Origin of the sequence: Microbispora sp. CA-102843 (assembly GCF_050936215.1) — a bacterium.
Lineage (GTDB): Bacteria > Actinomycetota > Actinomycetes > Streptosporangiales > Streptosporangiaceae > Microbispora.
The window spans coordinates 2,414,440-2,440,532 of the sequence record NZ_JBNJNF010000001.1 but is presented as its reverse complement, the minus strand read 5'-3'; the positions used below and the strand labels follow the sequence as shown (position 1 = coordinate 2,440,532).

The 26,093-nt window shown below is 70.5% G+C and carries 32 protein-coding genes; all 32 read right to left on the bottom strand.

What is annotated here, in order from left to right:
* Positions 1 to 29 precede the first annotated feature (29 nt).
* Positions 30 to 1,022, bottom strand: a complete 993-nt coding sequence (locus tag ACQEVJ_RS11495) for a hypothetical protein (RefSeq protein ID WP_433099986.1) — start codon at positions 1,020 to 1,022, stop codon at positions 30 to 32.
* On the bottom strand, positions 1,019 to 1,381 hold the full coding sequence (locus ACQEVJ_RS11490; protein WP_433099984.1) for a hypothetical protein: 363 nt from the start codon (positions 1,379 to 1,381) through the stop codon (positions 1,019 to 1,021). Before ACQEVJ_RS11490 ends, ACQEVJ_RS11495 begins: the two co-directional genes overlap by 4 nt.
* Entirely contained in the window at positions 1,371 to 1,814 is a 444-nt protein-coding gene (locus ACQEVJ_RS11485; protein ID WP_433099982.1) for a hypothetical protein, read from the bottom strand. Before ACQEVJ_RS11485 ends, ACQEVJ_RS11490 begins: the two co-directional genes overlap by 11 nt.
* A gap of 123 nt (positions 1,815 to 1,937) precedes the next feature.
* Positions 1,938 to 2,396 carry a hypothetical protein gene (locus ACQEVJ_RS11480; protein WP_433099980.1) on the bottom strand — a complete coding sequence of 153 codons (459 nt, stop codon included), beginning with the start codon at positions 2,394 to 2,396 and terminating at the stop codon, positions 1,938 to 1,940.
* Positions 2,393 to 3,316, bottom strand: coding sequence for a hypothetical protein (locus ACQEVJ_RS11475; protein WP_433099978.1), 924 nt, complete (start codon positions 3,314 to 3,316; stop codon positions 2,393 to 2,395). Before ACQEVJ_RS11475 ends, ACQEVJ_RS11480 begins: the two co-directional genes overlap by 4 nt.
* A gap of 9 nt (positions 3,317 to 3,325) precedes the next feature.
* Positions 3,326 to 6,055, bottom strand: coding sequence for a hypothetical protein (locus ACQEVJ_RS11470; RefSeq protein WP_433099976.1), 2,730 nt, complete (start codon positions 6,053 to 6,055; stop codon positions 3,326 to 3,328).
* On the bottom strand, positions 6,052 to 6,351 hold the full coding sequence (locus tag ACQEVJ_RS11465) for a hypothetical protein (RefSeq protein WP_433099974.1): 300 nt from the start codon (positions 6,349 to 6,351) through the stop codon (positions 6,052 to 6,054). The genes ACQEVJ_RS11470 and ACQEVJ_RS11465 overlap by 4 nt, the downstream gene beginning before the upstream one ends.
* A 1-nt stretch (position 6,352) precedes the next feature.
* On the bottom strand, positions 6,353 to 10,561 hold the full coding sequence (locus ACQEVJ_RS11460) for a phage tail tape measure protein (RefSeq protein ID WP_433099972.1): 4,209 nt from the start codon (positions 10,559 to 10,561) through the stop codon (positions 6,353 to 6,355).
* Between the two features lie 36 nt (positions 10,562 to 10,597).
* Complete coding sequence (locus ACQEVJ_RS11455; protein ID WP_433099970.1) at positions 10,598 to 11,110, bottom strand: hypothetical protein; 513 nt, start codon at positions 11,108 to 11,110, stop codon at positions 10,598 to 10,600.
* The gene (locus ACQEVJ_RS11450) at positions 11,110 to 11,379 is read right to left on the bottom strand and encodes a hypothetical protein (protein WP_433099968.1); all 270 of its coding nucleotides are present in this window, start codon (positions 11,377 to 11,379) and stop codon (positions 11,110 to 11,112) included. Before ACQEVJ_RS11450 ends, ACQEVJ_RS11455 begins: the two co-directional genes overlap by 1 nt.
* A gap of 86 nt (positions 11,380 to 11,465) precedes the next feature.
* The gene (locus tag ACQEVJ_RS11445) at positions 11,466 to 12,065 is read right to left on the bottom strand and encodes a hypothetical protein (RefSeq protein ID WP_433099966.1); all 600 of its coding nucleotides are present in this window, start codon (positions 12,063 to 12,065) and stop codon (positions 11,466 to 11,468) included.
* Positions 12,062 to 12,541, bottom strand: a complete 480-nt coding sequence (locus ACQEVJ_RS11440; RefSeq protein WP_433099964.1) for a hypothetical protein — start codon at positions 12,539 to 12,541, stop codon at positions 12,062 to 12,064. The genes ACQEVJ_RS11445 and ACQEVJ_RS11440 overlap by 4 nt, the downstream gene beginning before the upstream one ends.
* The gene (locus tag ACQEVJ_RS11435; protein WP_433099962.1) at positions 12,541 to 12,780 is read right to left on the bottom strand and encodes a hypothetical protein; all 240 of its coding nucleotides are present in this window, start codon (positions 12,778 to 12,780) and stop codon (positions 12,541 to 12,543) included. Before ACQEVJ_RS11435 ends, ACQEVJ_RS11440 begins: the two co-directional genes overlap by 1 nt.
* A 2-nt stretch (positions 12,781 to 12,782) precedes the next feature.
* A complete protein-coding gene (locus tag ACQEVJ_RS11430; RefSeq protein ID WP_433099960.1) occupies positions 12,783 to 13,115 on the bottom strand; it encodes a hypothetical protein in 333 nt (110 codons plus the stop codon).
* 66 nt (positions 13,116 to 13,181) lie between these two features.
* Positions 13,182 to 13,631 (bottom strand): hypothetical protein, encoded by a 450-nt coding sequence (locus ACQEVJ_RS11425; RefSeq protein WP_433099958.1) that lies wholly within the window; start codon positions 13,629 to 13,631, stop codon positions 13,182 to 13,184.
* Positions 13,628 to 13,990: an HK97-gp10 family putative phage morphogenesis protein gene (locus ACQEVJ_RS11420; protein ID WP_433099956.1), complete on the bottom strand. Its 363-nt coding sequence runs from the start codon at positions 13,988 to 13,990 to the stop codon at positions 13,628 to 13,630. Before ACQEVJ_RS11420 ends, ACQEVJ_RS11425 begins: the two co-directional genes overlap by 4 nt.
* Positions 13,983 to 14,417, bottom strand: a complete 435-nt coding sequence (locus ACQEVJ_RS11415) for a DUF6093 family protein (RefSeq protein WP_433112660.1) — start codon at positions 14,415 to 14,417, stop codon at positions 13,983 to 13,985. Before ACQEVJ_RS11415 ends, ACQEVJ_RS11420 begins: the two co-directional genes overlap by 8 nt.
* 2 nt (positions 14,418 to 14,419) lie before the next feature.
* Positions 14,420 to 14,794 (bottom strand): hypothetical protein, encoded by a 375-nt coding sequence (locus ACQEVJ_RS11410; RefSeq protein ID WP_433099954.1) that lies wholly within the window; start codon positions 14,792 to 14,794, stop codon positions 14,420 to 14,422.
* Positions 14,795 to 14,803: 9 nt separating this feature from the next.
* Positions 14,804 to 15,019: a hypothetical protein gene (locus ACQEVJ_RS11405; RefSeq protein ID WP_433099952.1), complete on the bottom strand. Its 216-nt coding sequence runs from the start codon at positions 15,017 to 15,019 to the stop codon at positions 14,804 to 14,806.
* Positions 15,016 to 16,236, bottom strand: coding sequence for a Mu-like prophage major head subunit gpT family protein (locus ACQEVJ_RS11400; RefSeq protein WP_433099950.1), 1,221 nt, complete (start codon positions 16,234 to 16,236; stop codon positions 15,016 to 15,018). Before ACQEVJ_RS11400 ends, ACQEVJ_RS11405 begins: the two co-directional genes overlap by 4 nt.
* Positions 16,237 to 16,250: 14 nt before the next feature.
* The gene (locus ACQEVJ_RS11395; protein WP_433099948.1) at positions 16,251 to 16,604 is read right to left on the bottom strand and encodes a DUF2190 family protein; all 354 of its coding nucleotides are present in this window, start codon (positions 16,602 to 16,604) and stop codon (positions 16,251 to 16,253) included.
* A gap of 1 nt (position 16,605) precedes the next feature.
* Positions 16,606 to 18,000, bottom strand: a complete 1,395-nt coding sequence (locus ACQEVJ_RS11390; RefSeq protein ID WP_433099946.1) for a hypothetical protein — start codon at positions 17,998 to 18,000, stop codon at positions 16,606 to 16,608.
* A gap of 17 nt (positions 18,001 to 18,017) precedes the next feature.
* Positions 18,018 to 18,407, bottom strand: coding sequence for a hypothetical protein (locus ACQEVJ_RS11385; protein WP_433099944.1), 390 nt, complete (start codon positions 18,405 to 18,407; stop codon positions 18,018 to 18,020).
* A 20-nt stretch (positions 18,408 to 18,427) separates the two neighbouring features.
* Complete coding sequence (locus tag ACQEVJ_RS11380; protein WP_433099942.1) at positions 18,428 to 19,477, bottom strand: phage minor head protein; 1,050 nt, start codon at positions 19,475 to 19,477, stop codon at positions 18,428 to 18,430.
* 2 nt (positions 19,478 to 19,479) lie between these two features.
* A complete protein-coding gene (locus tag ACQEVJ_RS11375) occupies positions 19,480 to 20,175 on the bottom strand; it encodes a hypothetical protein (protein WP_433099940.1) in 696 nt (231 codons plus the stop codon).
* The gene (locus tag ACQEVJ_RS11370) at positions 20,172 to 21,818 is read right to left on the bottom strand and encodes a hypothetical protein (RefSeq protein WP_433099938.1); all 1,647 of its coding nucleotides are present in this window, start codon (positions 21,816 to 21,818) and stop codon (positions 20,172 to 20,174) included. Before ACQEVJ_RS11370 ends, ACQEVJ_RS11375 begins: the two co-directional genes overlap by 4 nt.
* Positions 21,819 to 21,837: 19 nt before the next feature.
* On the bottom strand, positions 21,838 to 23,331 hold the full coding sequence (gene terL / locus ACQEVJ_RS11365; protein ID WP_433099936.1) for a phage terminase large subunit: 1,494 nt from the start codon (positions 23,329 to 23,331) through the stop codon (positions 21,838 to 21,840).
* A gap of 1 nt (position 23,332) precedes the next feature.
* Entirely contained in the window at positions 23,333 to 23,620 is a 288-nt protein-coding gene (locus ACQEVJ_RS11360; protein ID WP_433099934.1) for a hypothetical protein, read from the bottom strand.
* Positions 23,621 to 23,633: 13 nt separating this feature from the next.
* Positions 23,634 to 25,109, bottom strand: a complete 1,476-nt coding sequence (locus ACQEVJ_RS11355; protein WP_433099932.1) for a hypothetical protein — start codon at positions 25,107 to 25,109, stop codon at positions 23,634 to 23,636.
* A 13-nt stretch (positions 25,110 to 25,122) separates the two neighbouring features.
* The gene (locus ACQEVJ_RS11350; RefSeq protein WP_433099931.1) at positions 25,123 to 25,515 is read right to left on the bottom strand and encodes a hypothetical protein; all 393 of its coding nucleotides are present in this window, start codon (positions 25,513 to 25,515) and stop codon (positions 25,123 to 25,125) included.
* Positions 25,516 to 25,526: 11 nt separating this feature from the next.
* The gene (locus tag ACQEVJ_RS11345) at positions 25,527 to 25,808 is read right to left on the bottom strand and encodes a hypothetical protein (RefSeq protein ID WP_433099929.1); all 282 of its coding nucleotides are present in this window, start codon (positions 25,806 to 25,808) and stop codon (positions 25,527 to 25,529) included.
* Positions 25,805 to 26,080 (bottom strand): hypothetical protein, encoded by a 276-nt coding sequence (locus ACQEVJ_RS11340; RefSeq protein ID WP_433099927.1) that lies wholly within the window; start codon positions 26,078 to 26,080, stop codon positions 25,805 to 25,807. The genes ACQEVJ_RS11345 and ACQEVJ_RS11340 overlap by 4 nt, the downstream gene beginning before the upstream one ends.
* Positions 26,081 to 26,093 lie beyond the last annotated feature (13 nt).

The following is a 26,093-nucleotide window of genomic DNA, read 5'->3' as shown; positions in this document are numbered from 1 at the left end:
GAGCGGGTCGTCGTCCCTCGGATTGGTTGTCAGCGCTGGGCCAGGTACTTCAGCCGCGCACCGTTGATCTTGTAGTTGGTGCCGTCCCCGTGGACGTACACCTGGACGCGGAGCTTCCGCCCGTCCTGCACGTGACCCACAGCGGAGAACTGGACCCTGCCCGACTCCGGGAGCGGGACCGTGTGCTCCCAGCCCGCCTCCTCCATGCGGTCCACGGGCGGGGTCGCGCTGTTGTCGTAGCGGAACTCCGCGGTCCGGAGGCTCACGGGGGTCCCTGCCGGGACGCCGGCCAGCTCCACGGCGGCCTCGAGGACGTACTGGGAGGGCTCGCCGATCAAGATGGACTCCCCGGTCCCGGAGTGGTTGCCGTACGGGTCGGCGTACTCGGTGTCCATCGGGACGGACACCCAGGCGTTGCCGGGGATGTTCCGCGCGCTGGCCTGCGACAGGCCGAACGATCCGTAGTCCATGTCCTTCTCCTTGGTGGGTTCATCGGCGGGTTCGGGTGTGGGGGAGGTTCCGTTGGGGAGCTTGGCCCCGCTCGTGACCCAGGCGGATACGTTCGCGCCTGGGCAGTCGGTGGAGTAGCCGTCCCGGTGCCGCTTGATCTCCGTGCCGGCGGCCCCGTGCTGGCGGAGGTAGTCCCGGGCGGCGTGGAAGTTCCGCTTCATGTTGTCGGTCATGGTGGTGACGCCGGAGGTTCCGACCAGGACGAGGATGGCGTAGTGGCCGGAGTTGAGGCCGGGGCCGTTGGCCGCCGGGAGGACGTGGGGGCCACGTCCGATCATGACCGCGTGGTCACACGCGACCATGCTGTAGCCGATGTCGTTCCAGCCGTTGGCGTCCATGTGCTGGTTCTGGATGGCGCGGACCGCGGCCCTGCACTTGGCGTGGTCGGTCAGCGTGGCCGGGTCCACGCGGCCGCCCGTGTAGTGGGCCTTCACGCCCCTGGTGGAGCCCAGGTGGCTGGTCCCCCTCGTGGGCCGTGCGCCCCAGACGGAGCGCGGTTCGATCGTCGTCATGATGGTGTCCCCTCAGGCGTTGGCGGCATCCGCCGGTCCAGTTCGGCCTGCAGGCGGCCGATCCGCATATGGGCGCGGGTCAGGTCCTGCTCCAGGTGCTCGATCCGCGCGTCCCGCTCGGCCAGGTCCCGCTCCAGGGCCTTGATGCGCTTGTCGTTCTGATCCAGCGTGGTCGTGAGCGAGGCGACCAGGCGCTCGGCCCCGCCGAGCACGAGCCCTTCCAGCTCGATCGGCGCCCGCTCTTCCTCCCGCCGGTCCCGGCGCCAGTCCAGCACCGCACGCACCAGGGTCGTCAGAGCCGATCCGGCGCTGCCGGCCAGGAGGCCGATGACGGTCGGGGTGAGCCAGTCAGCAGCCATCGGAGCCTTCGGCGTGGCCCCGCACGACGCGTTCGAGCCGGGCGACAGTGCGAGCTCGGGAGGCGCACGCGATCGCGGCGGCGATGTAGATGCCCGCCGGGTAGATCGCCCGGGTCCCGGCGTACGCGAGGACCACGGTGGCGTACACGATTGCCGTGGCGGCCAGTGGCAGCAGCCCGGCACGTTCGATGCGCCACCCCGTCAGCAGCCGTTCCCGGCGGGTGTACCTGAGCAGGATGCCGGTGACCATCAGCGTGCCGGCGACGAATTGCAGCGCTCCCCATGCTCGGACGACGGGCAGCGGGAGGCTGGCGTAGATGCTGGTCGAGCTGATGACCCCGAGGGCGGAGGCGGCGCCTCCGACGATGGCCATGAGGCCGACCAGCAGCTCGAACGGGTGGTCACCCCAGGGGGTGGTCCTGTGCAGGGTCATGGCGCACAGCCCGGCATCAGGTGACGTCGGCCCAGCGTCATGCGGGCTCCTCACGCTCGGTTGGTGGTGCCGCCCGCGCCCCGGGGTGAAGCGCCTCAAGCCCTCCAGGCGCGGGCGGCACGATCAGGGGACGGGGATGACGATGACGTCACGGCTGGCGATGTCGGCCGTGTCCGGGTCGGTGCCGGGCAGCGTCTGGTGCATGACCCGGATGTAGTACTGCCGGCCGGGGATCAGGCCCTCGATCAGGCTGACGCGGCAGCCGTACTGGAATTCGCTGTCCTGGGCAGGCGTGGCAAACCCGCGCTGCCCCACGGCCGGGGCGATGATCTCCTGGCCGCTGCTGTTTTCCAGGAACAACTGCGGGGCGAGGAACACGCGGTCGAACGGTGCGGCGCCGTTGTCCCGGCCGCCGCCGCCGATGGTCAGCCGCACCCGCCCACTCGGTGGGGCGATAAAGAACACCCCCACCTCCGGCGACCCCGCCTCGTACGTGGTCGGGGTGAGCTGAACGAGGCTGGCGTCGTCGTGGTAGAACGCGGTCACCCCCGGCGGGCGCACGTAGTCACCGGCCCGGGTCATGGCAGCGGCACCACGATGATCTCGCGGCAGGAGATGTCCGCGGTCTGCGGTTTGCCGTCATTGAACACGGCGTACATCACCCGGGCGAAGTAGGTCTGGCCGGGGGTGAGCCCTTCGAGGACGGACTCGCGTGAGCCGTACACGTACCCGCTGCTGCAGTTGTCGGTGGACCAGCCGCGGGACGTGACCGACGCGGACAAGACGATCTGCCCGCTGACGTTGGTGAGTCGCACCTCGGGGGCCAGGGCGATCCGGTCAGAGGCGGCCGAGTTTCCGGCTCCGCCGCCGACGACTAGCAGCACACGGCCGGAGGTCGGCGCGGCGAACGTCACGCTGACCTGGGGGGTTCCGGCGATGTAGGAGGTGACGGCCGGGTTGGTGATGGCGGTGGTGTCCTGCGCCCACACCGGCGGCGGGTAGTCGGCGGCGAGGATCGGCTGCCCGGCGAAAGCCCCACCCAAGGGGGTGGGGGTGATGGTGATGTCGCGGACGCCGATGTCGGCGGTGGTGCCCCCGGACACCTTGTGGAGGGTCTGGGCGTAGTAGGTCTGCCCGGGGGTGAGGCCGGTCAGCAGGGTGGTGCGGGACCGGTAGGCGAAGTCGATGGACTCGCCGGGGGTGCCGACGCCGCGGGTGTTGACGTCCGCCGCCAGGACTACGGCCCCGGAGGCGTTGTTGAGGCGGACCTCGGGGGCGAGGTGGACGCGGGAGGCGGAGCCGGTGTTGTTGTCCCGGGCGGCGAGGCCGACGCTGAGCAGCACAGCACCACTGGTGGGGGCGACGAACGTGGCGGCCACGATCGGGGAGCCCTGGATGTAGGTGGTGGAGGTGATGTTGTCGAGCGGGCTCAGGTCGGCGGCGCCGGCCGCGGACGGGAAGTCGGCCACTTTGACGGTGGCGCCGACGAGGGTGTCCGGCATGTCACCTCCTCAGAGGGCGTAGATGGCGGGGGTGAACAGCTGCACCTGCTCCCCCACGGTGTGGGCTTTCACGATGCCGTTGACGGCGCGGATCACGGTGAACGTCTGTGGCGAGCTCGAACCGCTGATCGCGGTGACGGTCATCCGCTCTCCGCCGACCATGATGTCCAGAGGGAACTCCGTGGGGTCGGTGGTCCACCGGGGGCCCTGCGTGGCCACGGCCATGGTGGTCGCCGTCGCCGTGACGGGGGCGTTGAGGACGGCGGCCTGGGGGCCGTACCGCGCGGACTCGTACGCGGCGACCCGGTACGGCGACTCCGGGGCGCAGTTCAGGCTCATCGCGTGCGTGGTCCCGCCCACGGTCTCCGAGGAGCCGAGGACGAGCTGCGAGACGTCCTCCGGGGGCAACCACGACGGGAGGCCGCTGATGGTGACCCGGTCGCCGGGGTCCAGCTCCAGCGCGGCCTCGGTCAGCGCCGGGTTGTTGAAGAACGCATTCACGATCAGGTTGAGGGGGATCTGGGGGTATCGGGCCTCATCGACGGTGCCCAGGTGCAGTCTCCACGCGGCCATGTCGAACAGCATCAGGTCGTACTGGACGTTGACCTCAGTCGATGCGTCGTACCCGATGCCCACCCCGTTGGGGGGCGGCTGGATCGACAGGGGCCCGGTCTGCTGCACGGCGCGGGCGGAAGACCCGTTGGGACGGCTCACCGTCACGTCGTTGCGGATCAACTGGTCATCATCCACCGGATCCAGGGAGTCACCCAGGGCGGTGTACGGGATCGCCAGGGCCGGGGACTGGTTGTACAGCGACTCCCGGGTGCGGTACCCCAGCCCCAGCAGGTCGCGGGGTTCGAACAGCATCCCCGCGTCGGCTTCGGCCGCCTCCCGGATGGCGCTGGCCAGGTCGGTCCGCTGCTGCGGAGCCATCCGCACCGTGGCATCCAAGTCGCCCCGGCCGGCGAACACGATGCCCGCCTCCTTGCACAACCGCTGGATGCGGCGGCCAGCGCGCTCCCCCGCCCACCCCTCCAGCTGGGGGCCGAGGGAGAAAAGCGACGTGATCTGCGTCTGGACGGTGAGGTGCCCGATCGCGACGTTCGCGATGCCGCCGGCGTTGGAGATAGCGATCCCGCCGACCCGGCCGACGCTCTGCCCCGTGATGGTCTTCGTGTACGTCGACCCGGTGGTGGCGCCGGGGGCGAGCGTGGAGATCGTAACGTTGACGTTCGCGCCGGACTGCACCAGCTCCACCGATACGAGCAGGTTCTTGCCGTTGACGGCGAAGGCGACGTCGCCGGTGGTGTCGATGATCGCGTTGTCGGCGTTCCAGGCGTCCACCCTCAGGGTGCCGCCGGTGTTGTAGATGACCTCCCATCGGCGTACGGAGCCGGTGCCGTACCACAGGACGAGGGACTGCCCGGCCTCCGCCCCCGTGGAGGGGACGGCCAGGAGGAACCTGACCTGCGTGGAGCCGGTGTCGACGTAGGAGGGGACGGCGCCTCTCATCTCCGCGCCGTTGAGGACGGGGATCGGCGCCGACGCAGCAAACCCCTCGTAGGCGGCGAGGTTCGGGGAGCCGATGACGGTCATCGGGCCATGCGTCGACAGCGCGGCCGCCAGAGAGGTGGAGCCGGGATCGTCCTCCAGCGGCCAGTACGCGACCAGGCCCGCCGCGTTGAAGATGTTCCCGCGGTACAGGGCGGAGCGGAGGGTCGGCGCCCCTTGAGAGAGGCGGCGCAGCACGCCGGCCGCCTCCAGGGGGACGTACACGTCCTTCCCGGACCGGTCGGAGCGGGGCGGCCAGGCGGACACCTCGCCGTGGAAGCGGTAGCGGCGGTTAGTCAGGGTGGCGCCGCCGGTGATGGTCCAGGTGTTCGCCGGGCTCGCCGTGTCGGTGAACGAAGTGGCGCCGGGCGTGCGGTTGGTGAAGTCCGCCGCAGCGACGATCGTGCCGTTGATGCCGTTGCGGAGCTCGAACCGGTGGATACGGCCGGTGATGGGGCTGGTGAATGCGTCCACGCCGCCCACCTCGATGGGGGCGGTGGACGCGAACACGCTCGTGGTGCCGGCGGTGACGACGGGGTCGCCGAGCTGCGTCCACGGGCCCGACAGGGTGGGGGCGGTGTAGAAGAAGACGGTGTGCCCGCCCGCGCCGTTGTTGACGTCCAGGACGGCGCGTACGCCCTGCCTGCCGGAGCCGGGGGCCGGGGCGGGGACGGTGGAGGTGCGGGACAGCGTCGCCGACCCGTTGGTCGACCACACCAGGCTGATGGTGCCGTCGTCGTTCACGTACAGCGCCCAGCTTCTCTGGTTGCCGGTGGCGACGTACTTGGCGGCGAGGTCGGCGTCGTCCCGCCAGTTCGAGAGCGTGGCTTCGATGCGGATGTCGAGGTCGCCGGTGATGTCGAGGGTGGCGGTGTCGGGGCAGGTGGCCTTGGCGCCGATGGTGCCGGGCAGGGCCAGGTAGGTGCTGCCCTGCAGGACCGCGATGCGGAGGGGGATGTTGCGGCCGAGCTTCCCGTAGTACGGCGACAACGGGTTCCGCGGGGAGTACCACCCGGTGGTGTTGTCCAGCGACAGTGTGGCGGTGGAGTGCTCCACCTGCGATGCCTCGCTGGACTGTCCCCGGCCGATGGTGATGAGGTTCCTGCGTTGGACGTGCTTGGGCAGGGTGACGTCGACCCAGGTCCCGCCGAGGTAGAGCTCGACCACCAGGGGGACGATGTACGTCACTTTCCGCGCTCGCGTTCCTTGGGCCCGCGCGGCCCGCGTGGACCGCGGTTGTCGGGCCCGGGGCTGACCGGGACGACCGTGGGCGGCAGTGCCGGGGCGGGGAGGATCGACGAGGCCCGCTCCAGCCGGGTGAAACCGGGTTGTGCGGTGGCCACCACCAGACCCGCCTGCCCGGCGATGTACGGCGCCCCGGAGTCGTCCCACGCCTCGACGAGCACAGCCAGCTGCGACCCGTCGGCCTGAATGAACAGGGCAACGGTGCCGGTCACGCAGGGGATCAGCGATGCTGCGGGCATGTCACCTCCGCCTCGTGCCGAGGACGGCCTGGACGTCGCCGCCGCGGGTGCGGACGGCCTTACGCAGCGGGTCGATCACCAGTTCGCCGATGGTGCGGTCGCCGACCATCACGGTGACATGGATCGGCGTGCTCGACGCCCCACCGCCGGCGGTGGGGATGGCCCGCCGGGTGCCGGCGGCGAGCATCGCCCTCGTGCGCGCGGCCGGGACCACGTACGACCCGCCGGGGAGCCAGGTCAGCTCGGGCCCCTCTTCGCCGAGCAGGGTCCACCCGCCGGCCGGGCCGCCGGATGCCTTGGCCTCGATGCTCTTGTTGTACGCCTCGGCCTTCTTGTTGTAGGAGATGTCCTTCGTTTCCTTGGCGAGGATGCCCTTGACCTTGGAGGGGACCAGGCCGTACCGGTCGGCGAGCTTCTTCGCCTGCGCGAGCGTGAGGCCCATCGCGCGGGCCATCCGGATGAACTCCGCGCGCTGCTCGGCCATCTTCTTCACGATCTGGCTGGACGGCTTGTTCATGTCCCGCATCGCGGTGACGACATCCTGCGCCGCCTCGGCGAGGCCCAGCAGAGCCGATCGGTTCTCCCGGCCCTTCGCCGTGGTGACGCTCAGGGTCTTCCCGTTCTCCTTCAGGCTGGCGAGAGCGGAGTCCCAGGCGGCTTCGTAGCCGGTCACGGCGCGCTCCTGGGCGAAGACGCTGCTGGTGAGCTTGTCGAGGCCGTCCTTCAGGCTCACGATGTCCCGCAGCGCCATCGCGGCGTCTTTCAGGTCCTTCGCTGAGCTCGCCAGATCTCCGTTGGACGAACCTGGGCGGAACGCCATCGAGATGGACCCGCCCCCGGCAACGCCCGCGTACCCGGCCTGGATCTGCTGCTGGGTGAAGACGTACTCGTTCTGGCCGGTGCCGTTGTACGCCGTCGTGACGCCGGGCGGCAGGATCCCGCCCTTGTCGTAGCCCTTGAGGCCGTACCGCATGCCGAACAGGCCGTTGTCGGCGCCGCGGGCTGCGGAGCCGACGAGCACGCCCGCGCTTCCCCTGGACTCGACGTTCACCCCGGCGACGGTCGAGGCCATGTGGCCCTTACCCGCGTTGGTGACGCCGACCCGGATCCCCGCAGGCAGGTTCTTGACGAACCCGACCGGGCCCTGGGTGGCGCCCGTGAACGAGAAGGTGGTGAACAGGCGGGAGTACGGGTTGCGGCCCTTGGCGACGTTCACCAGGGCGCTGGCCAGGCCCGAGCAGTCGTAGCCGTACGGGCCGACGGCGCCCCACACATACGGCTTGCCCGCCTGGGTCTTAGCCCAGGCGAGGGCGCGCTGGGCGCCGGGGCCGCCGCCGAGCAGGGCGCTGAGCGCCATGGTGAGGTCGCGGTCCAGCTGGGAGGCGTACTGGCCGTACGCCCTGTTCGCTGCGCGGATCTTCCCCAGGGTCTCCGGTCCGCCTGTGACCGCGTTCTGCGCGATGATGCCGCCGCCGGCGAACGCCGCCCCTTCCAACCCGAGGGCGTGGGGTCCGGTCAGCCACTTGCGGTCGACGTCCATCTCCCGGGCCACCGCTTTGGCCCCGCCGCGGCGGGCAGCCTGGTTCCACCGCCGCACCCGCTCGGGGCCGACGGCCTTCGTCCACTCCGGTCGCATAACCGCCTCGCCGCCGGATAGGTCCAGCAGACCACCCGTCGGCGAGAAGAACCGATGGACGTCCCGGCCGGGGGTGTGGCCGGGCAGTACGCCGCCGTCGGCGAAGCTGAGGATGCCGCCGGAGGCGAAGCCCTGCCTGCGGAGGATCTCGCTCAACTGGCCCTTGGTGACCTCCATCTTGCTGCCGAAGGACAGGGTGACCTTGACCTTCTTGTCGTGGATGCCGTCCGTCGCCTTGTTGATCTTGTCCTTCAGAAGGACGTATTCCTTCCACAACTCCCGGGCCCGCTGCCGGGAGATGCCCATCGCATCGGCCGCGTTCAGGAACGCCTTCTTACCGATGTTCAGGCGGCTGCCGACGTTGTCGGTGGCCTCCGCCAACTTGTTCACCTGCTCGCGGGCTTTCTTGTTGTGACCGGCCAGGGCGTACAGGATCGGCAACTGGTCGCGGACCGCCTTGGTGGCTTTCTCCTCGCTTTGCGTCTGGTCCAGCTTCGCCTTGTACAGGTCTGCGACGGTCTCCAACTGGGAGGCGAACGACTGCCGGAGCCGGATCGACGCCTCGGTGTTGCCGTCCATCCGGCCCTTGGCCTCGACCATCTGCTTGATCAGGTCGCGGTACCCAGACTTGAGCTCGGTGGCGGCCTTGAACGCGGCGATGGACGGGTTGAACACCGCGTCGAGCTGGCCCTTCAGCTCCCGGACTTTTCTCGCGGCGTTGTCGGCTTCCCCACCGAGGTCACCGACCGCGCGCCCCGCCTGGGCGATGGGACCGGTCGCATCCCGCGCCCCGTCCCCAGCCCCCTTCGTCGCCTCATGCTCCCGCTTCCACGCCTCCGCCGTGCTCCGCAGCTCGGAGTTCTGCCCGGCCAGCGCATTACGAAGATTCATCACCCCCAGCGACACGTCATCGGCGCCGGACACCGCGAACGACTGGGCGGTGCCAGCTTCGTCCCACTGCCGCTGGTAGGCGTCCAGCACGGAGTTGACCCGGGCGAGCGCGTCCTGCTGGCCGAGGGCCGCGGAGACGACGTCGCCCATGTTCAGCCCGAGCTGCTGGGACACCTTCAGTAGGCCGTCCTGCTCCAGGCGGTTGGCGACCAGGGCGCGGGAGTTCTCGGTGACGGCGCCGGTCTCAGCGTCGAGGGTGTCCTTCAGCTCCTTGGCGTGCTGCTCGGCCTCGGCGTGCTTCTGGGCGAAGTAGCCCAGGGCCAGGGTGCCGGCGGCCAGGGCGATGCCCCATGGGCCGGTGAGGAGGCTCCCTACGGCGGACAGGCCCTTGCCGACGGCCTGAGTTCGTGGCCCAGCCTCCGCCAGCGCCGCCTTGTACGCCTGGATCTTGGGGACGGCCACGACCATCGCCCCGCCGAGCAGGGTCACCGCGCCGGTCAGCCCGGTCAGCACCGTGATCCCACCCTGCACCGGCCCGGGCAGGGCGCTGAAGGTGTCCACAACCACTGTGGCGGCCTGCGTCATGCCGCGCAGGACCCCCGTCGCGCTGGACCCGCCCTGGATCAGCGCCGTCTCCATCGAGCCCTTGAGCTTCTCGATGTCGCCGGCGAGGTTGTCCATCATCTGCCCGGCCATGCGCCCGGCGGCGCCCTGGTCGTTGACGGCGCGGGTGTACTCCTGCACCCCACGCGCGCCGATCTTGTACAGCACGGCAGCGCCGCGCATCGCGTCGCTGCCGAAAATCTGCGCGATGGCCTGGTCCCGCTCGGCCTGCGTCAGCCCGGAAAGCCGCTCCTGCAGCTGCTGAGCCAAGCTGGCCATGCCGACGAAGTTGCCGTTGACGTCGTACGCGGCGATCCCCAGGTCCTCCATCAGGCCCTGCGTCTTGACCGTGGGGTTCGCCAAGTGCAACAGCATCGTCTTCAAGCTGGTGCCAGCGTCGGAGCCGATCAGCGCATTGTCAGCAAATGCGCTGAGGACGCCGACGGTTTCCTCCATCGACAGGCCGAACTGCGCCGAGGTGTTGCCGCCCGCGCGCATCGCCTCGCCGAGCTGATGCACGTCGGCCGCGCTCTTGTTGGCGCCTGCAGCGAGGACGTCCGCAATATGCGTGACGTCCTTGCCCTTGAGGCTGAAGATGTTCATCGCCTGCGCGGCGATGGTCGCCGCCTCGGCGAGGTCCAGCCCACCGGCCGCCGCGAGGTCCAGAGACCCCCGCAGGGCGCCGCCGAGGATGTCCGCTGTGGAGATGCCTGCCTTGGCCAGTTCGCCCTGCGCCTCGGCCGCCTGGGTCGCGCTGAAGGCGGTGGCCTGCCCGGCGTCGATCGCCGACTCCCGCAGTGCGGCGAGCTGCTTGCCCGTGGCGTTGGAGACCGCGCCGACCTTCGACATCTCCTTGTCGAACTGGACGGTCGCCTTCACCGCCATGCCGAAGCCCGCCAGCATGGCACCGCCGACGCCGACCGCGCTGGCCCCGACGGCGTCGAACGCCTGCCGCTGCCTGCCGGAGGCCCTCTCCACTTCGGAGGCTAAGCCGCGGACGGCGAGGGCACCAGCGCGGGTCCCGGCGATGATGCCGGAGACGACGAACCGGGCGCGTACGGTTATCGACCTGTCAGGCACAGCTCACCTCCCCTCGGGCGTGCGCAGAGACGGGGGTCAGGCTCCGAGGGCGGCCTCGACGGCGGCGGCCGTGGAGAACGGGACGCCAGGGCTGGTGCGGTTGAGCCGCATCACGGCCTTGGCCAGCTCCTCCCACTGCCCGTCGGTGAGCTCGTCCTTGAGCTGCTCCGCCTGCGCCGGGGTCATGACGGGGTCGGTGCAGCAGGCGGCGACGATCGCGACGCTGAAACTTTCCTGGTTGAGGTCGTCGCCATCCTCGTTGCGGGAGTGCTCCTTGACCATGCGGAGCCAGTCGGGGCGCCGTGCGGCCTGCAGCACGAACACGCGCGTGGCGGCCTGCATCTCCCGCCGGAGGTCTTCCATCTCCCGAGCGAGTTTCGCGGCCTTCGCGGACCGGCCCGAGGCGGTCACCTCGTCGTCCACGCTGGTGTTGGCCTCACGGAACTCGCGATCCAGCTGCTCCCACACGGCCATCAGGTCGCCGCGCAGGCACAGCGGCACCGTGGAGGTGGGCCGCCGGATCTGCCCGAGGATCTCAGCGATGTCCATCAGGTCTCCTCATCTCGCCAGGTGCGTACCACGGCGAACCGGAACGCCGGCAAGTACTTCGACTCGGCGTACTCTTCGTCGGACTGCTTGTTGATCAGGGCCTTGCAGCCCTGGCACGCCATGGGGTCGGGCACGTCGTAGCCCTCGAACGCCTCCGCGCGAGTGGTCTCCGACAGGGGTTGCCCGCATCCGTCGCAGGTGTCTTCCTCTACGTCCTGGAGCGCGACGGCCCACGCGCGCTGCTCGTCGTCCCACTCGGGCTCGGTCATGGTGACCGACCGGATCAGCCGCCCCGCCTCGTCGTACTCGTAGCTGGTGACCTGCTGTGGTTCCCAGCCGAGGAAACGGCGGCGGCTTACGCCCCAGGCTCGGGCTGCTTCGATCTCGGCGCGTGCGTCGCCACCAGCTCGGATGCGGTCGCGGATTTTGGGAGGTCCACCCCCGACCGGTTCAGCCGGAACGCGCAGGAGAACATGGCGTGCACCTGGCCGTCGCTGAGCTGGTCGGTCATGTCCTCCACGTCGGCCGCCGTCATCACCGGCGCGGCGTCCGGGCGGATGTCCGGCTCGGGCTCGGTGACGGGGGTGATGGCCACGCACGAGGCGGCGATCAGCTCCACGGGGAAGACGGCCATGTTCACCCCGTATGCCGCGTCCTCCGGGTGGCTCTCCCTCGGCGGATGCTCGTCCACCAGGTCCCGGTAGGCCCGCCGTGGGAGCGCCTGGAAGGTGAACCGGTAGGTGTGCTCCTCCATCCGCTCCCGCAGCGCGGTCATCTGCTCGGCGATCTGAAGGGCCTCCGTGCCGGCCGCCATGGAGTCGTCCGGCGCCTGGACGGCCTCGGCGAGGCGCCTGTCCAGCTCGGCGTACGCGGCGGCCAGGTCCCCGCGCAGGCACACCGGGACACTATCCAGGGGCCGGGCCGTCCCCTCCTTGAGGTCCTGCCAGCCCGTCATACGACGGTGACCGCGTCCTTGCCTTCGGTGTGGTTGAAGAACTTCATCTGGAACTGCAGCGGCTCGTTCATCGTGTTCGGCTGGGGCAGCCGGACGCCGCATTCCATCGGGTAGATCGACACGACGTCACCGGCGGCGTACGCCTGGGTGTGAAGCTTGTCGCGGCGGATCACCACATAGACCTGCTGGCCGGGAACCAGGGTGTTGTATGCGATGTCCTGCCCAGTGACGTCATCCCGCTTGAAGGTGACGGTGATCTCGTCCTTGGATGTGCCGCCCTTCTCAGTCTCCTTCAGGCTGGAGATGTGCGTGTTGTCCACCGGGGACTGGGTGTGGGACTCGTCGAGCCCACCACGCATGATCTTCGTCTGGAGGTCCACCCCGGCGTTCAGCTCAGACGCAGGCGGCGCGGTCATGGAGCTGAGGCTCAGGAGGACGGTGAACTTCAGCTTGCCGGTTGCGACGATGTCGCCCATTACTCACGCCCCTTGCTGTCGGTCGCCTTGCTGGTGGACTTAGTGGTCTTGGGCTTCGAGTCGCCGGTCTCGTCGGCCTCGCGCTTGGCGTCGTCGCCCTCGGAGGTCTGGGCGGGGTCCTTCTCGTCCCCGGTGGGGATGGGCTCCCAATCGGGGAAGTACGGCAGCGCGCTGACCGCCACGCGCTGCGTCACGCTGTGGTCGTCCTTACGACGCGCGTCCACGAACTCGTCAGCCATGCTCAGCTCCGGATGTACTCGAACGTCACGGACGCGGTGGCAGACCAGGACAGAGGGACCTTGAACCCGTCGTTGGGGTCGCCATAATCGGCCAGGACCGGCACGTACCGCGGGGTGACCCCGTTCGGGATCGTGATCGTCTTGGCGGGCTTGGCGACGCCGTAGTTCATGGTTCCGGCCACGGGAATCGTCAGCGTGACCGGTGCGCCGCCGCCGTTGAGGACGCGCAGGATCCGGCCGTCGCCGGGGTCGAGGAGCTTGTCGCCGGCGGCAGCGTTGCGCACGGTGGGCGCGGTCCCTGAATGGATGACCGCGTCCGGCGCGTAGTCGGCCATGGGGTTACCTCCCTGATCGGGCATGGGTGATGAACCGCGCTGGGCGCGGGAAGGGAACGGGAAGGGTCAGGCCCTCTGGGTGCGCCAGCCCACCTCGAGCACGGCGTAATGCACCGGCGGGGACGTGGTGTCGTCACGGGTCGCCTGGCGGTCCACCAGCGACACCCCGGGGTACGAGGAGCGGCCTGCTACATCGAGCAGGGCGTTGACCCAGGCGGCTTTCACGAGGTCGGCGACCGCCTCAGCGCCCTCCTGTGTGGCGGCCACGCAGGTCGCCTGCGCCCGATAGTCCAGGTACTCCATGGGGTCGGCCACAGACCCGTCCGGGGTGCCTGGCGAAGGGTAGACGACGACGTATGGGATGAAGTCGGAGTTGCCAGGCTCGCCCTGCCACCCCGACCCTGCGGGCTGCTGCCCACGGCCGACGAGCACCTGCGAAGACTGGGCGGTCGCGGCGGCCTGGATGGCGGTAACGGCGGCGTCGGTGTGCGGGCGTGCCGGAGCGGGGGCCGTCATAGCAGGTCCCTGCCGAGAACTTCTTCGAGGGCCTCCACGCCGTCCGCGATGGCACGGTCGAACGCCGGCCCCAGGAAGGCGCGGGGCGCCATCCGCGAGGTCCCCCATTCGACGTAGGGGGCGTACGACGCCGTGGGCCCGGCCTCGAACCCGAGCCCGTCGGGGTCGAAGTCGACGCCGATGCTGTTCTTCAGGTTGCCCGTGCGGACCGGGACGATCGCCTGCGCCCCCGCGACGGTGCGCTCCCCCGTCGACCGCACCACCCTCGCCACCTTCGTGATGGAGGTGAGACCCAGCCGGCCGAGGTCGAACGCGAGACGGTTGATCACCTCGATGCCCTCGAAGTCCAGCTCAGCCATCACTGCCCGCCTCGCTGATGTTCTCCTCGCACACCAGGATCCGCTCCCACTCCTGATCGCCCATCTGCACGTCAACCACGCGCAGACCGATCCCAGGCAGGCGCGGGTCGTCGGCGGTGTCCATCACCACCACGTCGTCCACCTGGATCTGCTCGGCGTCCCAGCGGATCGCGACGACGTACTCCCGCAGCACGACCCTCCGGTCCCCGGAGACGACCCGCCGCTGGTCGGTTGGGCGGGGACTCACCCGGGCGGGCCCCGTGTAGACCGTGAGCGGCGTGTCGGGCGTCCACGTGCCGTCAGGGCCGGTCGTCCCCCCGCCGCCGGCCCGGGTGATGTGGCACGTCGCGTTCTGCGAGCCGGTGGCCACCGGCCGGTGATGCTCGGAGAACTTCGGGTGGATGACCCTCGTCCCCGGCAGCGGCATGGTCACCACCACCCTTCGGCGAGCTCCGCCCCGAGTCGGCGCGTGTGCGGGTCAGCGAAGTCGACGACGTCGAAGCGCCCGCCGTCGTCACCCTCCGCGTCGGCCTGCGCCCGCAGGTCCGCCGCCCTGGCCCGCAGCTCCTTGGACACGGCCGGGCCGTCGGTGGTCAGCCCCTCCTGCGTGCGGATCTTCTTTGAGATCAGCGCCTCCGAGGAGGCAATGACATCCAGCGCCTGCGCGGCCGCGCGTTTGACGCTGCCCTCCATCGCGAGGAAGCCGCGGATCTGCTCGTCGTCGAGCAGCTGGTTGGCCTCGTCGGTGTCGGGGATGAGGAGGCGGACCTGGCCGACGTCGGTGGTGTAGAAGTCGGTCACCATCACGCCCCCTTACGTCTTCGATCGGGACCGCGCCTGCTGCCGCCGCGGCGCCGGCTTCCTGGCCACCGGTGCGGCGGGTTCGGTCAGCTCCACCGCGCCCGGCGACGGGGTGTCGGACACGGTGGAGGTCTCGGGGAGCCGGTCCCGGATCGCCCTGAGTTCGCCCAGGATCGCCGCGAGGAACATCTCGCTGGCCGTGCCCGGCGGGGGCAGTTCCTGGCTCACTGGCCCGGCGATGCCACGGCCGACTTGGGGTCCATGAGCGTGCCGCCGAGGACGTGACGGATCTTCCACTCGACGCTGTCGGAGTCGAAGTCGCCGTCCTCGGGCGCCGCGGTGCCGCCGCCGACGCGGACCGCGTTCGGAGACTTCATCCACAGCTCGGGCATCTCATGACCCACGAGGAAGCCGATCTCCATGGCGGGGCGGCCCACCGCGGGGTTGGCGAACAGGTACCACGCGGTGCTTCCCACGGTGCCGGTGGTAGTGACAATCGGCAGCCACGGGTTGACGACGAGCTGCACGTCGTTGCGCATCCAGTTCGCGACCGTCAGCTGGTCGTTGCCGGTGCCCGACCCGCCGCCGCTGGCGGCGCGGATCTCGGTGGCGTTGAGGATGTTCTGCGCCGTCACCTTGAGGGCGGGCGGCACCACGAGCACGGCGGACTCGATGTAGATCGGCGCGCCGTCGGAGTCCACCTGGGAGGCGAGCAGGGTGTACGCCTGCTGCAGCGACGTGATCGACAGCGCCGAGCTACCGCCCGCGGCGAGGAGGTTCTTGTTGCCCGTGCTGAAGAACGTCGAGTTCGGGCCGGAGGTGGAGGCGTACAGGGCGGTGGCGAACCGCTCCTCCGTGCGACGGGCCGCGTTGCCCAGCCGGTCCGGGATCGACGCGAAGGCGTCGAGGTCGTCGTTGATGAGGTCTTCCCAGGACAGCGCGACCCGGCGGCCGTACTTACCGACCTGGTAGGCGTACATGCCGTCCGCCAGCGACGCGGCGGGGTACTCGGTGAGCTGCCGCACCGGCGCGAGCGTGGCCTCGGCCCCGTCCAGGGTGAACCTCTTCACCTGGCGGAAGTCCCGGACGCGGCCGCGCTTGGCGAACGTCGGCCACTGCACGGGCATCGACTGGTAGCGCGCCAGGATCTGCCGGTCCAGGATGTCCCCGAACAGGGCGGAGAAGTCGCTGGTGGACATGGCCTCCTGGAAGGTCAGGCCGGCGAGGCGATCGCCTCGCAGGACTCGCTCGTACAGGTGCGCGGCCTCCAGCAGGGCCTTGCGGTAGCCGGGGTCGTTCGCGCGGCGGGCCCGGTGGGAGCGCCACCGGCCGGACAGGTTGACACCGTCCCCCGCGTAGATCTTCGCTTCGGACGCCTCGGAGGCGTCCCACTTCCCCAGGTCACCGAGGGCTTCCAGCGGGCTGGGAGCGGTGGTCGTGGTCATAGGTGGTTGCTCCCTCAGTAGCCGAGGATGACGGTGATGTTGGCGGTGGCGCCGGAGCCGACGGTGCCCATGGCGTAGCCGAACCGGACGCCGGTGTTCTTCTTCGACAGCTTCGGCGTGTCCGCGGCGACGTAGTAGAGGATGTCGCCCTCCGCCACGGCCGAGTTGCCGCCGCCGTCCACGCCCTTCACGGGCAGGGTGAACGCGCCGGAGAACTTCACCGAGGACAGGCCATCGGAGCCCTCGGACACCTCGCACACGCCCGGACGCTGCCCGTACAGCACCGGGTCGCCGGAGACCGGGACGGCCGGGTCGCTGCAGGCGACCTGCAGCCGGTCGGCGTGCTCGAACACTTCGTTCTTGGCCATGTCAGCGTCCCTTCGCTGCCAGGTCCGCCACGCCCTCGGACATGCCGAGGCGGGTGAACACGTCCTTGAGGCCCGCGTTGAGGTCGGACTCGGTCATCTCGTTCGGGTCGCCGGACGAGCCGAGCCCGCGAACGCTACCCAGGCCCTGCGACTCGGCGAACTTCGCCAGGTAGCGGCGCTCCTTCTCGATCGCCGCGCGGATCCGCTCGGTCAGCTTGGCCTCGTCCAGCGCGCCCTCGTCGTTCAGGGGGACGTTGTCGCCGGTGACGGCCTCGACGACCTCGGCGTGCGCGACCTGCGGCAGCGTGGACGACGCCAGCGTCTGCAGGGCCTTGTCGCGGGCGGCGTCGTTGGCCTTGAGTCGCAGCACCTCGCGCCGGGACTCCTCCAGCGACTTCTTCGTCTCCTCCAGCTCGCGGGCGTTGTCGCCGAGCTGGGCGGCGGTGAGCTTCGCCTCGGCGAGCTCCTCCTTGAGCCTGGTGTTCTCGGCGCGCAGCCGGTCGGCCTCGCTGATTTCGGTGGGGCCGCCGTTCGGCGCGCCCGTGCCGGTGCTCCCAGACATGGGGGCTCCTTCCTGGATGGGCTGTGCCGGCGGGGCCGGCGGGGTCGTGCTCTCCGCCATGTCGGCGGCGATCGGGGGGTCGTCCCACAGGTCCCGCTCGTACAGGGCCGGGGCGGTGTTCTGCAGGGCGGTCACGAAGGCGTCCAACGCGTCCCCCACGGCGCTGGACAGGGCCTTGCGCTCGTCGCGGGTGACGCGGCCGTTGCCGTACATGTCGTCGGCCTCACGGGTCAGCGCGAGGTGCAGCCGGGACTCGATCCACGCGCCGACGTTCCTGGCCTCGGCCATCTCCGCCTGCACGGACTCGATCAACTGCAAGACCTTCCCGCCGGCCGCGGGGGTCGTGACGAAGTCGACGCTGATGCCTTCGCTGATCTCGGTGACGAGCAGGCCCTGACGTCCCTCCGCTTCGCCCGCTTCCATGCGGCCGGCGGCACGGATCGACAGGCCGATGTGGTCGGCCATCTCGTTGATGACCGGCAGCCAGGGGCCGAAGAGCGTGGTCTCGGCGACCAGCGCGCCGTTCTCGAACCGGGCGTCGGTGGCCAGGCGCGCGGCGAGGTCCTTCACTGACCGCTCCGGCCGGTCGACCCGCTCGCTCGCCGACGGGTGGTCGATGTACATCGGCGTACCCGCCGGGAACACCTTCGCGGCGGCGGCCTCGGCCAGGACCTGCGGCGAGTAGTACCGGCCGTTCGCCGACCATCCGGCGTCGATGAGCTGGATCCTGCGCCTGCGCCCGGTGAGTTTCCCGGCCTCGGCGAGGGTGGCGGTCTCCTCGATCGTGACCCGGCCGCCACCGGGCGGGTTCGTCTCGTCCACGGCGGTCGCCATGGTGGCCTCCTGGGGTCTCAGCGGACGGCGCGGGACGCCAGCTCCGCACCGGCCATCCGCAGGCCCTCCAGCGCTCGCTCGACCTCGCCGATCGCCATCGGGATCCGCTGCACCCCGGCCGACACGGTGGCCTCCGAGATGCTGGGTGCGGTCTGCTGCACGCCGTCGTACTTCTCCTGCAGGTCGCGCAGCTGCTTGCCGATGTTGTCGGCGGTCTCGCGCGCGGCCGCGGCGAGGCCGGCGGCGGCGTCGGTGTACGCCCCGTCGGCCGGGCCGGGCTCGATGCCGAGGGCCGCCTCGGGCGCCATCGCGGGCCGCTCGGCCGCCTTCTGCTCGTCGTTGCGCTCGTTGGCGCGGGCGCTCTTCGTGGCGGCCTTGTCCTCGTCGGACCTTCTGCTGGGCGGCATAGCCGTACCCCTCTCTAATTTCAGGTGAGCTGGCCGACCGGGGTCGGCACGAACGAAGGACGCCAGCCCGGGTTCTCCCGCCGCGTCGCCAGATCGGCCCAGGCGACGTCGCCCCGCTCGTAGGCGGCCAGGCGGCCGGGCCCCATCACCCGTAGCTGGTCCTCCCGCGGCATCGCGCGGAACGTCTGCTCGGCGTCCGGGATGGCACTGGGCGGCTCCGGGATGTTGATGCCGAGTTCCCGCCACGGCTTCACCAGCGGCGTACGGCTGCACCGGCACTGCTGGTGACCCTGCGGGCCCGGCTCTGACGCTGGGTGCTCGGTGCCGTGCATCGCCCAACACGCCGCGCACGAGTTCCGCGTCAGGCTGGCTGACCACACCCACCCGTTGAGGACCTCAGCGTTGGCGGCCTGCGCCATCTGCGCGGCCTGCCGGTGCGCGTCGAGCATCTCGGTACGGGCGATGTTGATGGCCCTCACCAGGCCGCCGTTGAACTCGCCCTCCAGGCGCTGGAGCATGCGCCGGGCGGCCTCGTGCGGGTGCGAGCCGACAGCGACACCACGAACGAGCTCGCGCCGCATCGCGGCGGTGGCCTCGGCGGTGAGAGGGCGGGTCAGGGCGGTGATCTGCTGCGTGGTGCGGGCCACGATCGCCGCCAGGTCCCGCTCCGACCACCGGGTCAGCTGCGACAGGACGACCGCGCGACTCCCGGTCGGGGGCAGCTGCGAGGCGATGATGCCCGCCTGGGTGCTCGCGCCGCTCTGCGCGGCGCTGTGGGCGGCTGTGGTGGCCTGAGACCGCACCGCCTGGGTTAGCTCATCCAACGCCTTGGCTACGGCGTCCAGGGCGTGCTGGAGCCGCGCCGCGCGCTCGATCCGGGCCCGGGTCGGCCACTGCCCGCCCTCGGTGGTGGCAACGAGTTCGTCGAGGGCAAGCACCAGGTCCAAGGCGAGCTGATCCCACGCAGTTACCCAGGCGCCGGCCAGCGTGCGGGTGGCGTTGTCGGCAATGTCGTCGACCGCCTGGCGGGCGGCGGCGACGAGCTGGAGAGTCTCCTGGGTAATCGCCACGGTCAGCTCTGGGCGGAAGCCGCCGCCTCGATCCGCTTCACAGCGTCGGCCCACCAGTCGACCAGGCCCGGGACGTCCTCGGGGCGGGGGATGCCGGGGTGCGGCCAGAACTCCCGCTCGGTCTCACAGACAAGGATGCGGAAGTCGCAGGCAAACACTTCCCGCACGCTGTCGTGCCACCGGCCGCCGGTGCCGTGGTGCACGGCATCCTCGGGGAGGCCGCGCAGTTCGGCGTACTCGGTCATGTGGCCGTGGTCGTCGTGCAGGTGCCGAGCACCGCCGACCTGGTTGAGCATCCACTGCACGTGGTGGCCGTACTCGTGGGCCACCAGGTGCCGGGTCATGGCGGGGTGCGGCGGGATGCGCTTCCCGGACAGGACGATCAGCCCGATGGGCGGGTCCTTCACCCAGTCGTCGCCCTCGTAGTGCCCGTCCTCGTGGACGTTCGAGTGCCCGTTTGACCGGCCAGTCTCTTCACGGTCGGCGACATAGAGGTTGATGTCCCACAGCGGCGGGCAGAGCGCGGACACGCGCGCCGCCTCGGCCGCGACGAGACCGACGTCGTGTGCGTAGGCGGGGAACGGGTCGAAGGTGGAGGTCATGCTGTAGGAGTGGGCCCGCCATTGCGGGTTGACCGACTCGAACGACCACTGGGCTTCCGCCATGACTGCTAGGGGGCGGACGTGGATCTCGCTCATGACGGTTGCGGCTCCTTCGCCGGGGTCTGCTGATCAGGGCCGCTACGCTCCCCTGCGAGCACCGGGGCAGGGTCCTCACCTCGGCGTACGCGGTCCGCGAGTGCCTGCCCCACTGCGGCCTGCCGCTGGCCCGTGCTGGGCGGCATGTACTCGCCGTCGGGGCCGGTCAGCTTGTCGAGGATCTGGTCGACGTCCTTGACGCCGAGGGCCTCCAGCAGCAGCCGGGCGACGACGAGTTCCGGCAGGTACGTGGTCTGGTCGGCCATGGTGATGGCCTTGACCCGGGTCTCGGTGTCGATCTCATCGAGGTCCGGCCAAGAGATGTCGATCGTGTCGTCCATCCCGCCGGCCAGGGTTACGGTCTCCCAGCCGTCCTCGTCCACCTCGATGTCGCCCTTGAGAGGACCGTCGACGGCGCGCACGGCCTCGGTGATGACGTGCCGGTAGATGGCCTTGCGGGTGCGGGTCCAGACAGCGCGGCGCATCTCCATGGAGCGCTCGGTTGGCGTGTCCAGGGTTTCCGCGGTGGCTCTCGCGCCGGTGACGCCGGGGTCTCCGAGGAGCATCGTCACCGGCAGGTCTAGCGCGCTGGCGACCATCGCCGCGACCGGGCGGCCCGATTCGCTGTCGATCGTGGCGCCAGTCTTGGGAACAGCTTCGAGCGTGACGTCGGCGGGCATCATCGCGGTGGCGCCGGCGTGCCGGGCCTCCCCCGTGACCGGGTCCACCGACGGCGCGGCGGTGAGCTTCGCGCGGGCCTGCGCCTGCCGGGAGCCGGGGGCGGTCAGCCGCCACGCGAACCGGCTCAACGCCCTGACTAATTGGGCCCAGTCCTCCAAGAAGCTCTTGTAGGCGCGGGACCAGTCGATCGCGGCGTAGCAGTCGGGGACGCCCCACTTCCAGTGGAGGTGCCCGCCGACGCGGACGTGGTAGACCGGTGCGTCCCACATCACCGGCGCGGGCTCGGTGTCGCCGAACCGCGGGTGCATCAGTCGTGCGGGGCGCTGAGCGGGGCGGTAGCCGAGCGCCGGGTAGTACGCGGTACGCCGCCGCTGGATAACGCCGCCGGAGACGGGGTCGATCCGCTCTTCCCACCAGTCGCGGCGGTAGAACCACGCCTCGGTGTTGTCGTCGGGGTTGCGGATGACCTCGGTGATCTCGTCCCACGGCAGCGTCCGCACCCGCACCCGCCCCGTCCGCGGGGATGTGAACAGGGCGATGAGCACGTTACCGTCGGTGCCGAGTGCGCGCTCCAGCTCCTCGCACGCCTGCTCGCCGGTGAGGGTGGCCTCGTTGGCGTCGTTGAACGCGGCGATCACGTCGTTGACCTTCGGGTCGCGGGCGGTGACCTCCACCCCGGCGCCCCACACGTACGCCTGCCGCAGGCCGAGCCCACGTTTGATCAGCGGGTTCTTCAGGGCGTACAGCCGGCACACGGCCGTGATCTGCCTCAAGCCCTCGCGAGAGAACTCCTGCTCGCCGCGAGCGGTGGCCCGGACGTAGCCCGGCTCCTGCATCCGGGCCTCGAGGTCGGCGATCGACTCTTCGAGGAAGCTGCGGATCTCGCGCTCAGCATGAAGTTGCTCGGCGAGTTCGGCGCGGCCGGTCGCCCGGTACCACGTCTCCTGCAGCCGCTCCATCATCCGCACCCGCTCCACCCCCTCAGTACGGCGAGATGCCGTCGTCGTCCCAGTCGTCGTCGAGGTCCTCGGAACCGACGAGCACGTCCCCGGCGAGCAGCGGCGCGAGCAGCAGCCGGTTCAACGCCTGGGAGGTGGCGTCGACCTGGTCGTCGTGGCCGCCCCGGGGGAAGCTCGCGTGTTCCTCGCGGTAGGCGCCGACCCACGGCGCCAGCGACGGGGCGGGCAGCCAGACTTGGCCGGCCTCCACGAACGGGGCCACGGCCGAGGCCCGCGCCACCTTCCCGCCCTCCGGCTCGACCGGGATCAGCCCGGACACCGACTTCGCCAAGCTGTTGATGACGGCGGTGCCGTTCGCCTTGTCCTCCACGTACTTGGCGGTCGCCTGCGGCCACTTCGCCGCGAGCTCCTTGACCGCCTTGCGGGTCTCCACGAACGACATGCGCCCGCGCACCTGGTCCAGCAGGTACGCCTGCAGTCCGAAGCGCGCCCAGACCTGGCCGACGACGAAGTCGGAGGCGTCGGTGTTCTTGAAGGCCATGTCCCAGGAGCAGACGACCTCATCCGCGCCGATCACCAGGTGCGAGCCGTCCGCCCGGGTCACCCAGCGGGGCTCGGTGTACTCGCGCCACCACTCCCGCTTGAAGATGCCGCCCTCGGCCGGGGAGGGACGGCCCTGGTAGAGGGCGTTCCAGGTGCGGGAGCCGACTTCGAGCTTCTTGGTCTCCCACTCCTCGACGGTGCGGCCGCGCGCCGAGATGAGGTACTCGCCCGGCTCACGGCCGAGCAGATCCACCTCGCCCTTGTTCGGGTCATGATCGGCCTGAGCGGGGATGTTGATGACCCGCCACCGGCCGGTGACGTCCTCCTCCTGCAGCCACCCCGACAGGTCGTCGACCCGCCACCTCGTTTGGACGATGACGACGAACGCCCCAGGCCCGAGTCGCGGGATGGCGACCTCGGTCCAGAAATCCCGTACGGTCTCCCGCCAGGCGTCGGAGTCAGCCTGCTCGCCATCCTTGTACGGGTCATCGAAGATCAGCCCATCCACGGGGCGGGAGGTCAGGGAGCCGCGGATGCCGACGCAGTACACGCCGCCCTGGCGGCCCAGGATTTCCCATTCGTGCTGGGCTGAAGTGCTGGGGTTGATGGCCAGGTTGAGCAGGTGGCCGTGGTTGGTGATGTCGTCCCGGATCGCGCGGCCGTGGCGGCGGGCAACGGCGTGGGCGTAGGAGACAATCGCGAGCCGCAGGTCGGGGCGGCTGTTGAGCAGCCACTCGGGGAAGCGCCGCGAGATGCGTACGCTCTTGCCCTCCTGCGGGGGGAGGCTGATCATCAGCCGGTCGCAGCGGCCCTCGGCGACGTCGACGAGCGCGGCGTCGATCAGGTCCAGCGCCGGGGTCTGGACGGTGGTCGGGTCCAGGTCGCGGGCGAGCTCGCCGGGGCTGGCCCAGCGGCGCCGCTGGGGTTCGAGCTGCCGTGCCGCTGCCTCCCACGGCGACAACAGGACGGCCATCTCAGATGATCTGCAGCTTCCCGGACTGCATGACCGGGATCTCCGGGCTGGAGGTGACGCGCACCCAGATCATGTACGTGCCCTTGTCCAGGTCCAGGGCGGTGGACGGGCCGATCAGGACCTGGGCGGTGTCCCCCGCGTCGGTCCACCCCGCGGGTTTCCAGTCGTCGTCGGTGGGGTCCTGATCCAGCGGGAGGATCGCCATCTTCACGGGCAGCCCGGCCAGCGCGATCGGGCCCCGTACGGGCGCCTGGACGTACTCGACCGACGAGCGCGGGATGCGCAACACGTGGACCCCCTTGTCATCGGTTCGGCACCCCTGCCGCCCACTGTCGCGACGCCGGGCCGGCCGACCAGGCGCGCAGCGGTGGCGCGGCGACGAGATCCAGCTCCAGCAGCGGCTCTCCCCCGCCCTCGGCACCGGCGAGGTCGACGGTCCGCAGCAGATCCGCGACCGTCCTCGTGTACGCGGCGCCCCGGGTGAGCGTGTCGGTCACGGTCAGCGTGTCCACCAGGCCGCGGAAGATGGCCAGCGTGTAGGTCGCGGCGTCGACTGTGGTGAGTGTGTCGGCGGCCGCCGACGCGCGGGCTGCGGTCACGCTGGCCGCTGCTGTGTCCGTGGTGGTGACCGTGTCCGTCGCCGTGGTGGACACGGATGCGGCGCGCAACGTCGTGTCGGAGACCGTCGCCGTGTCCGCGGCGCCCCGAGGAAGGGCCAGGGCGCGGGCCGGGCTGTCGCCGATCGTGAGGGTGTCTGCCACGGTGCCGGGGAGGGTCACCGAGGGCGCGGCGCTGTCCGCCAGGGTCAGGGTGTCGGCGACGGTCCGCAGCTGGGCCAGGGCGCGTGTGGTGGTGTCGGCCGTGGTGAGGGCGTCAGCAGCGGCTCGGAGCTGTGCCAGGGTGCGCGCCGGGGTGTCTACGGCGGTCAGTGAGTCGGTGCTGGCTCTCGTCAGCGCCGCGGCACGGCTGGGCGTGTCGGCCGCGGTCAGGGTGTCGGCGCCCGCCCGGGGTCGTGCCACCGCCCGGGACACGGTGTCAGCGGTCGTGAGCGTGTCCGTAGCGGCTCTTGGCCGGATTACCGCTCGTGCCGCAGCGTCGGCCGCCGTCAATGCGTCTGCGGCGGCCCTGGCCCGTGCGACGGCACGAGACAGGCTGTCCCCCGCTGTCAGGCCATCGGTGCTGGCCCGGGGACGGGCCACGGTGCGGGCCAGGGTGTCGGCCGTCGTGAGCGTGTCGGCCGCCGAAGAGCTCAAGCTCACGCTGTCGGACAGCGTGGACGCCGAGCTGCCAGGGGTTCCGTCCCAGGTGGCGCCAGGTGAAGAGCCATCGAAATAGGCGCCGAGCGTCGCGGACTGCTCAATGAGCAGCGCGGTGCAGTCGGTGGTGTTGGAGAGCCCCGCCTGGCGCATGTTCTCCAGGACCAGCCGCGCCCACGCCGTGTTCGCCGGCGCGGTGGCCGTCATCGAAACGCGGGTTGGGGTGCCCGCGGTCAGCGCGAACGACCCGCTGGTGAAACTGATGGACCCGAACGACGCGTTCAGCCACTCGATCCAGCACGTTCCCGACCAGCCGATGACGTCACGCACGTACATGCTCAGCGTGTACACCTGACCCGCGACGGCGGCGCCCCTGGCGGTGGTGATGGCCCCGTCCGCCGTGTACCGGGCCGCCCATGGGCGGAGGAAGCCGCTGACCGCCGTTCGGGTCGGCGTTCCGCTCCAGCCGGCGACGTCGTTCGCGCAGGCGGGGTTGATGCACGAGTTGCGGCGTGTGGCCACCCCCGGCCTCCCGTCAGGAGATCGTGATGGTCTCCGTGATCGTCACGGAATCGCCAGAGGCCGCCAGGGTGGCCGTGGGGCTCAGGAGCGTCTCGAACACGAGGCTGCCGCCCGAACTGGCATTGAAGATCCCGATTTTGGCGATGGTCACCGGCAAAGTGTCGGAGCCGTTCGCAGTGAACACCTTCGTGAGCGTGTACGTACTCGCGCCCGTGGTGTGGGCGTACGTCGCCTGCCCGCGTACCAGCCCGCCCCCGGCGGTGGTGATCTCCCCCGTGAGGGTGGTGTCACCTGCGGCCGGGGCCGTCGAGTTGGCAGTGACCGCCATCTGGTCAGCGACCGCCGGGCGGCCGGATGCCTTGCCGATAGAGTCGGCGATCACGTCACGGCCAGAGTTAACCAGCATCGAAGCACCCCCTACTCGACCGATACGACCGTGAGAACGACCGTCACGGTGACGTTCGGGTCTGTCGTGGCTGGCGCGCGGAAACTCATCAGCCAGTTGCCGCTGACCGAATCGAGGTAGCTGCCAGTCAGAGCCACGCCGGAGACTGTGGCCTTGAAGCTGGACGAGATGACGCGGCAATTGCTGGGGACCGAGACCGGCATGCCGATGTCGGTTGGCCCTGAGGTGCTGAGCGGCACGGTCACGGTGTCAGTCACCGTCTTGATTGCGACGAGCGTCGTCACGATGCTCACGCCTCCTCGGCGGGCTGGGGGTCGCGGACCTCGCACCCGTAGTGCTGGCCCAGCAGGGCGGCGAGCGCCGGGTCCGTGGACGCGACCCAAGCCGGGGCGGGAGCGTCGCTGTGCGCGGCCCACACCCCCTGCGAGTGCGTGATCTCCTGCGCGGCCTCCAGCAGGGTGCGGCCGTCGGGGATGACCACGGTCGTGACCAGCTTGCCCTTCAGGGGCTGCCGGTCTTCGCCGTGAACAGCGCGACGGTTGCCGAGCCAGACGGTGGTGGGCACGGGGCACCTCCTA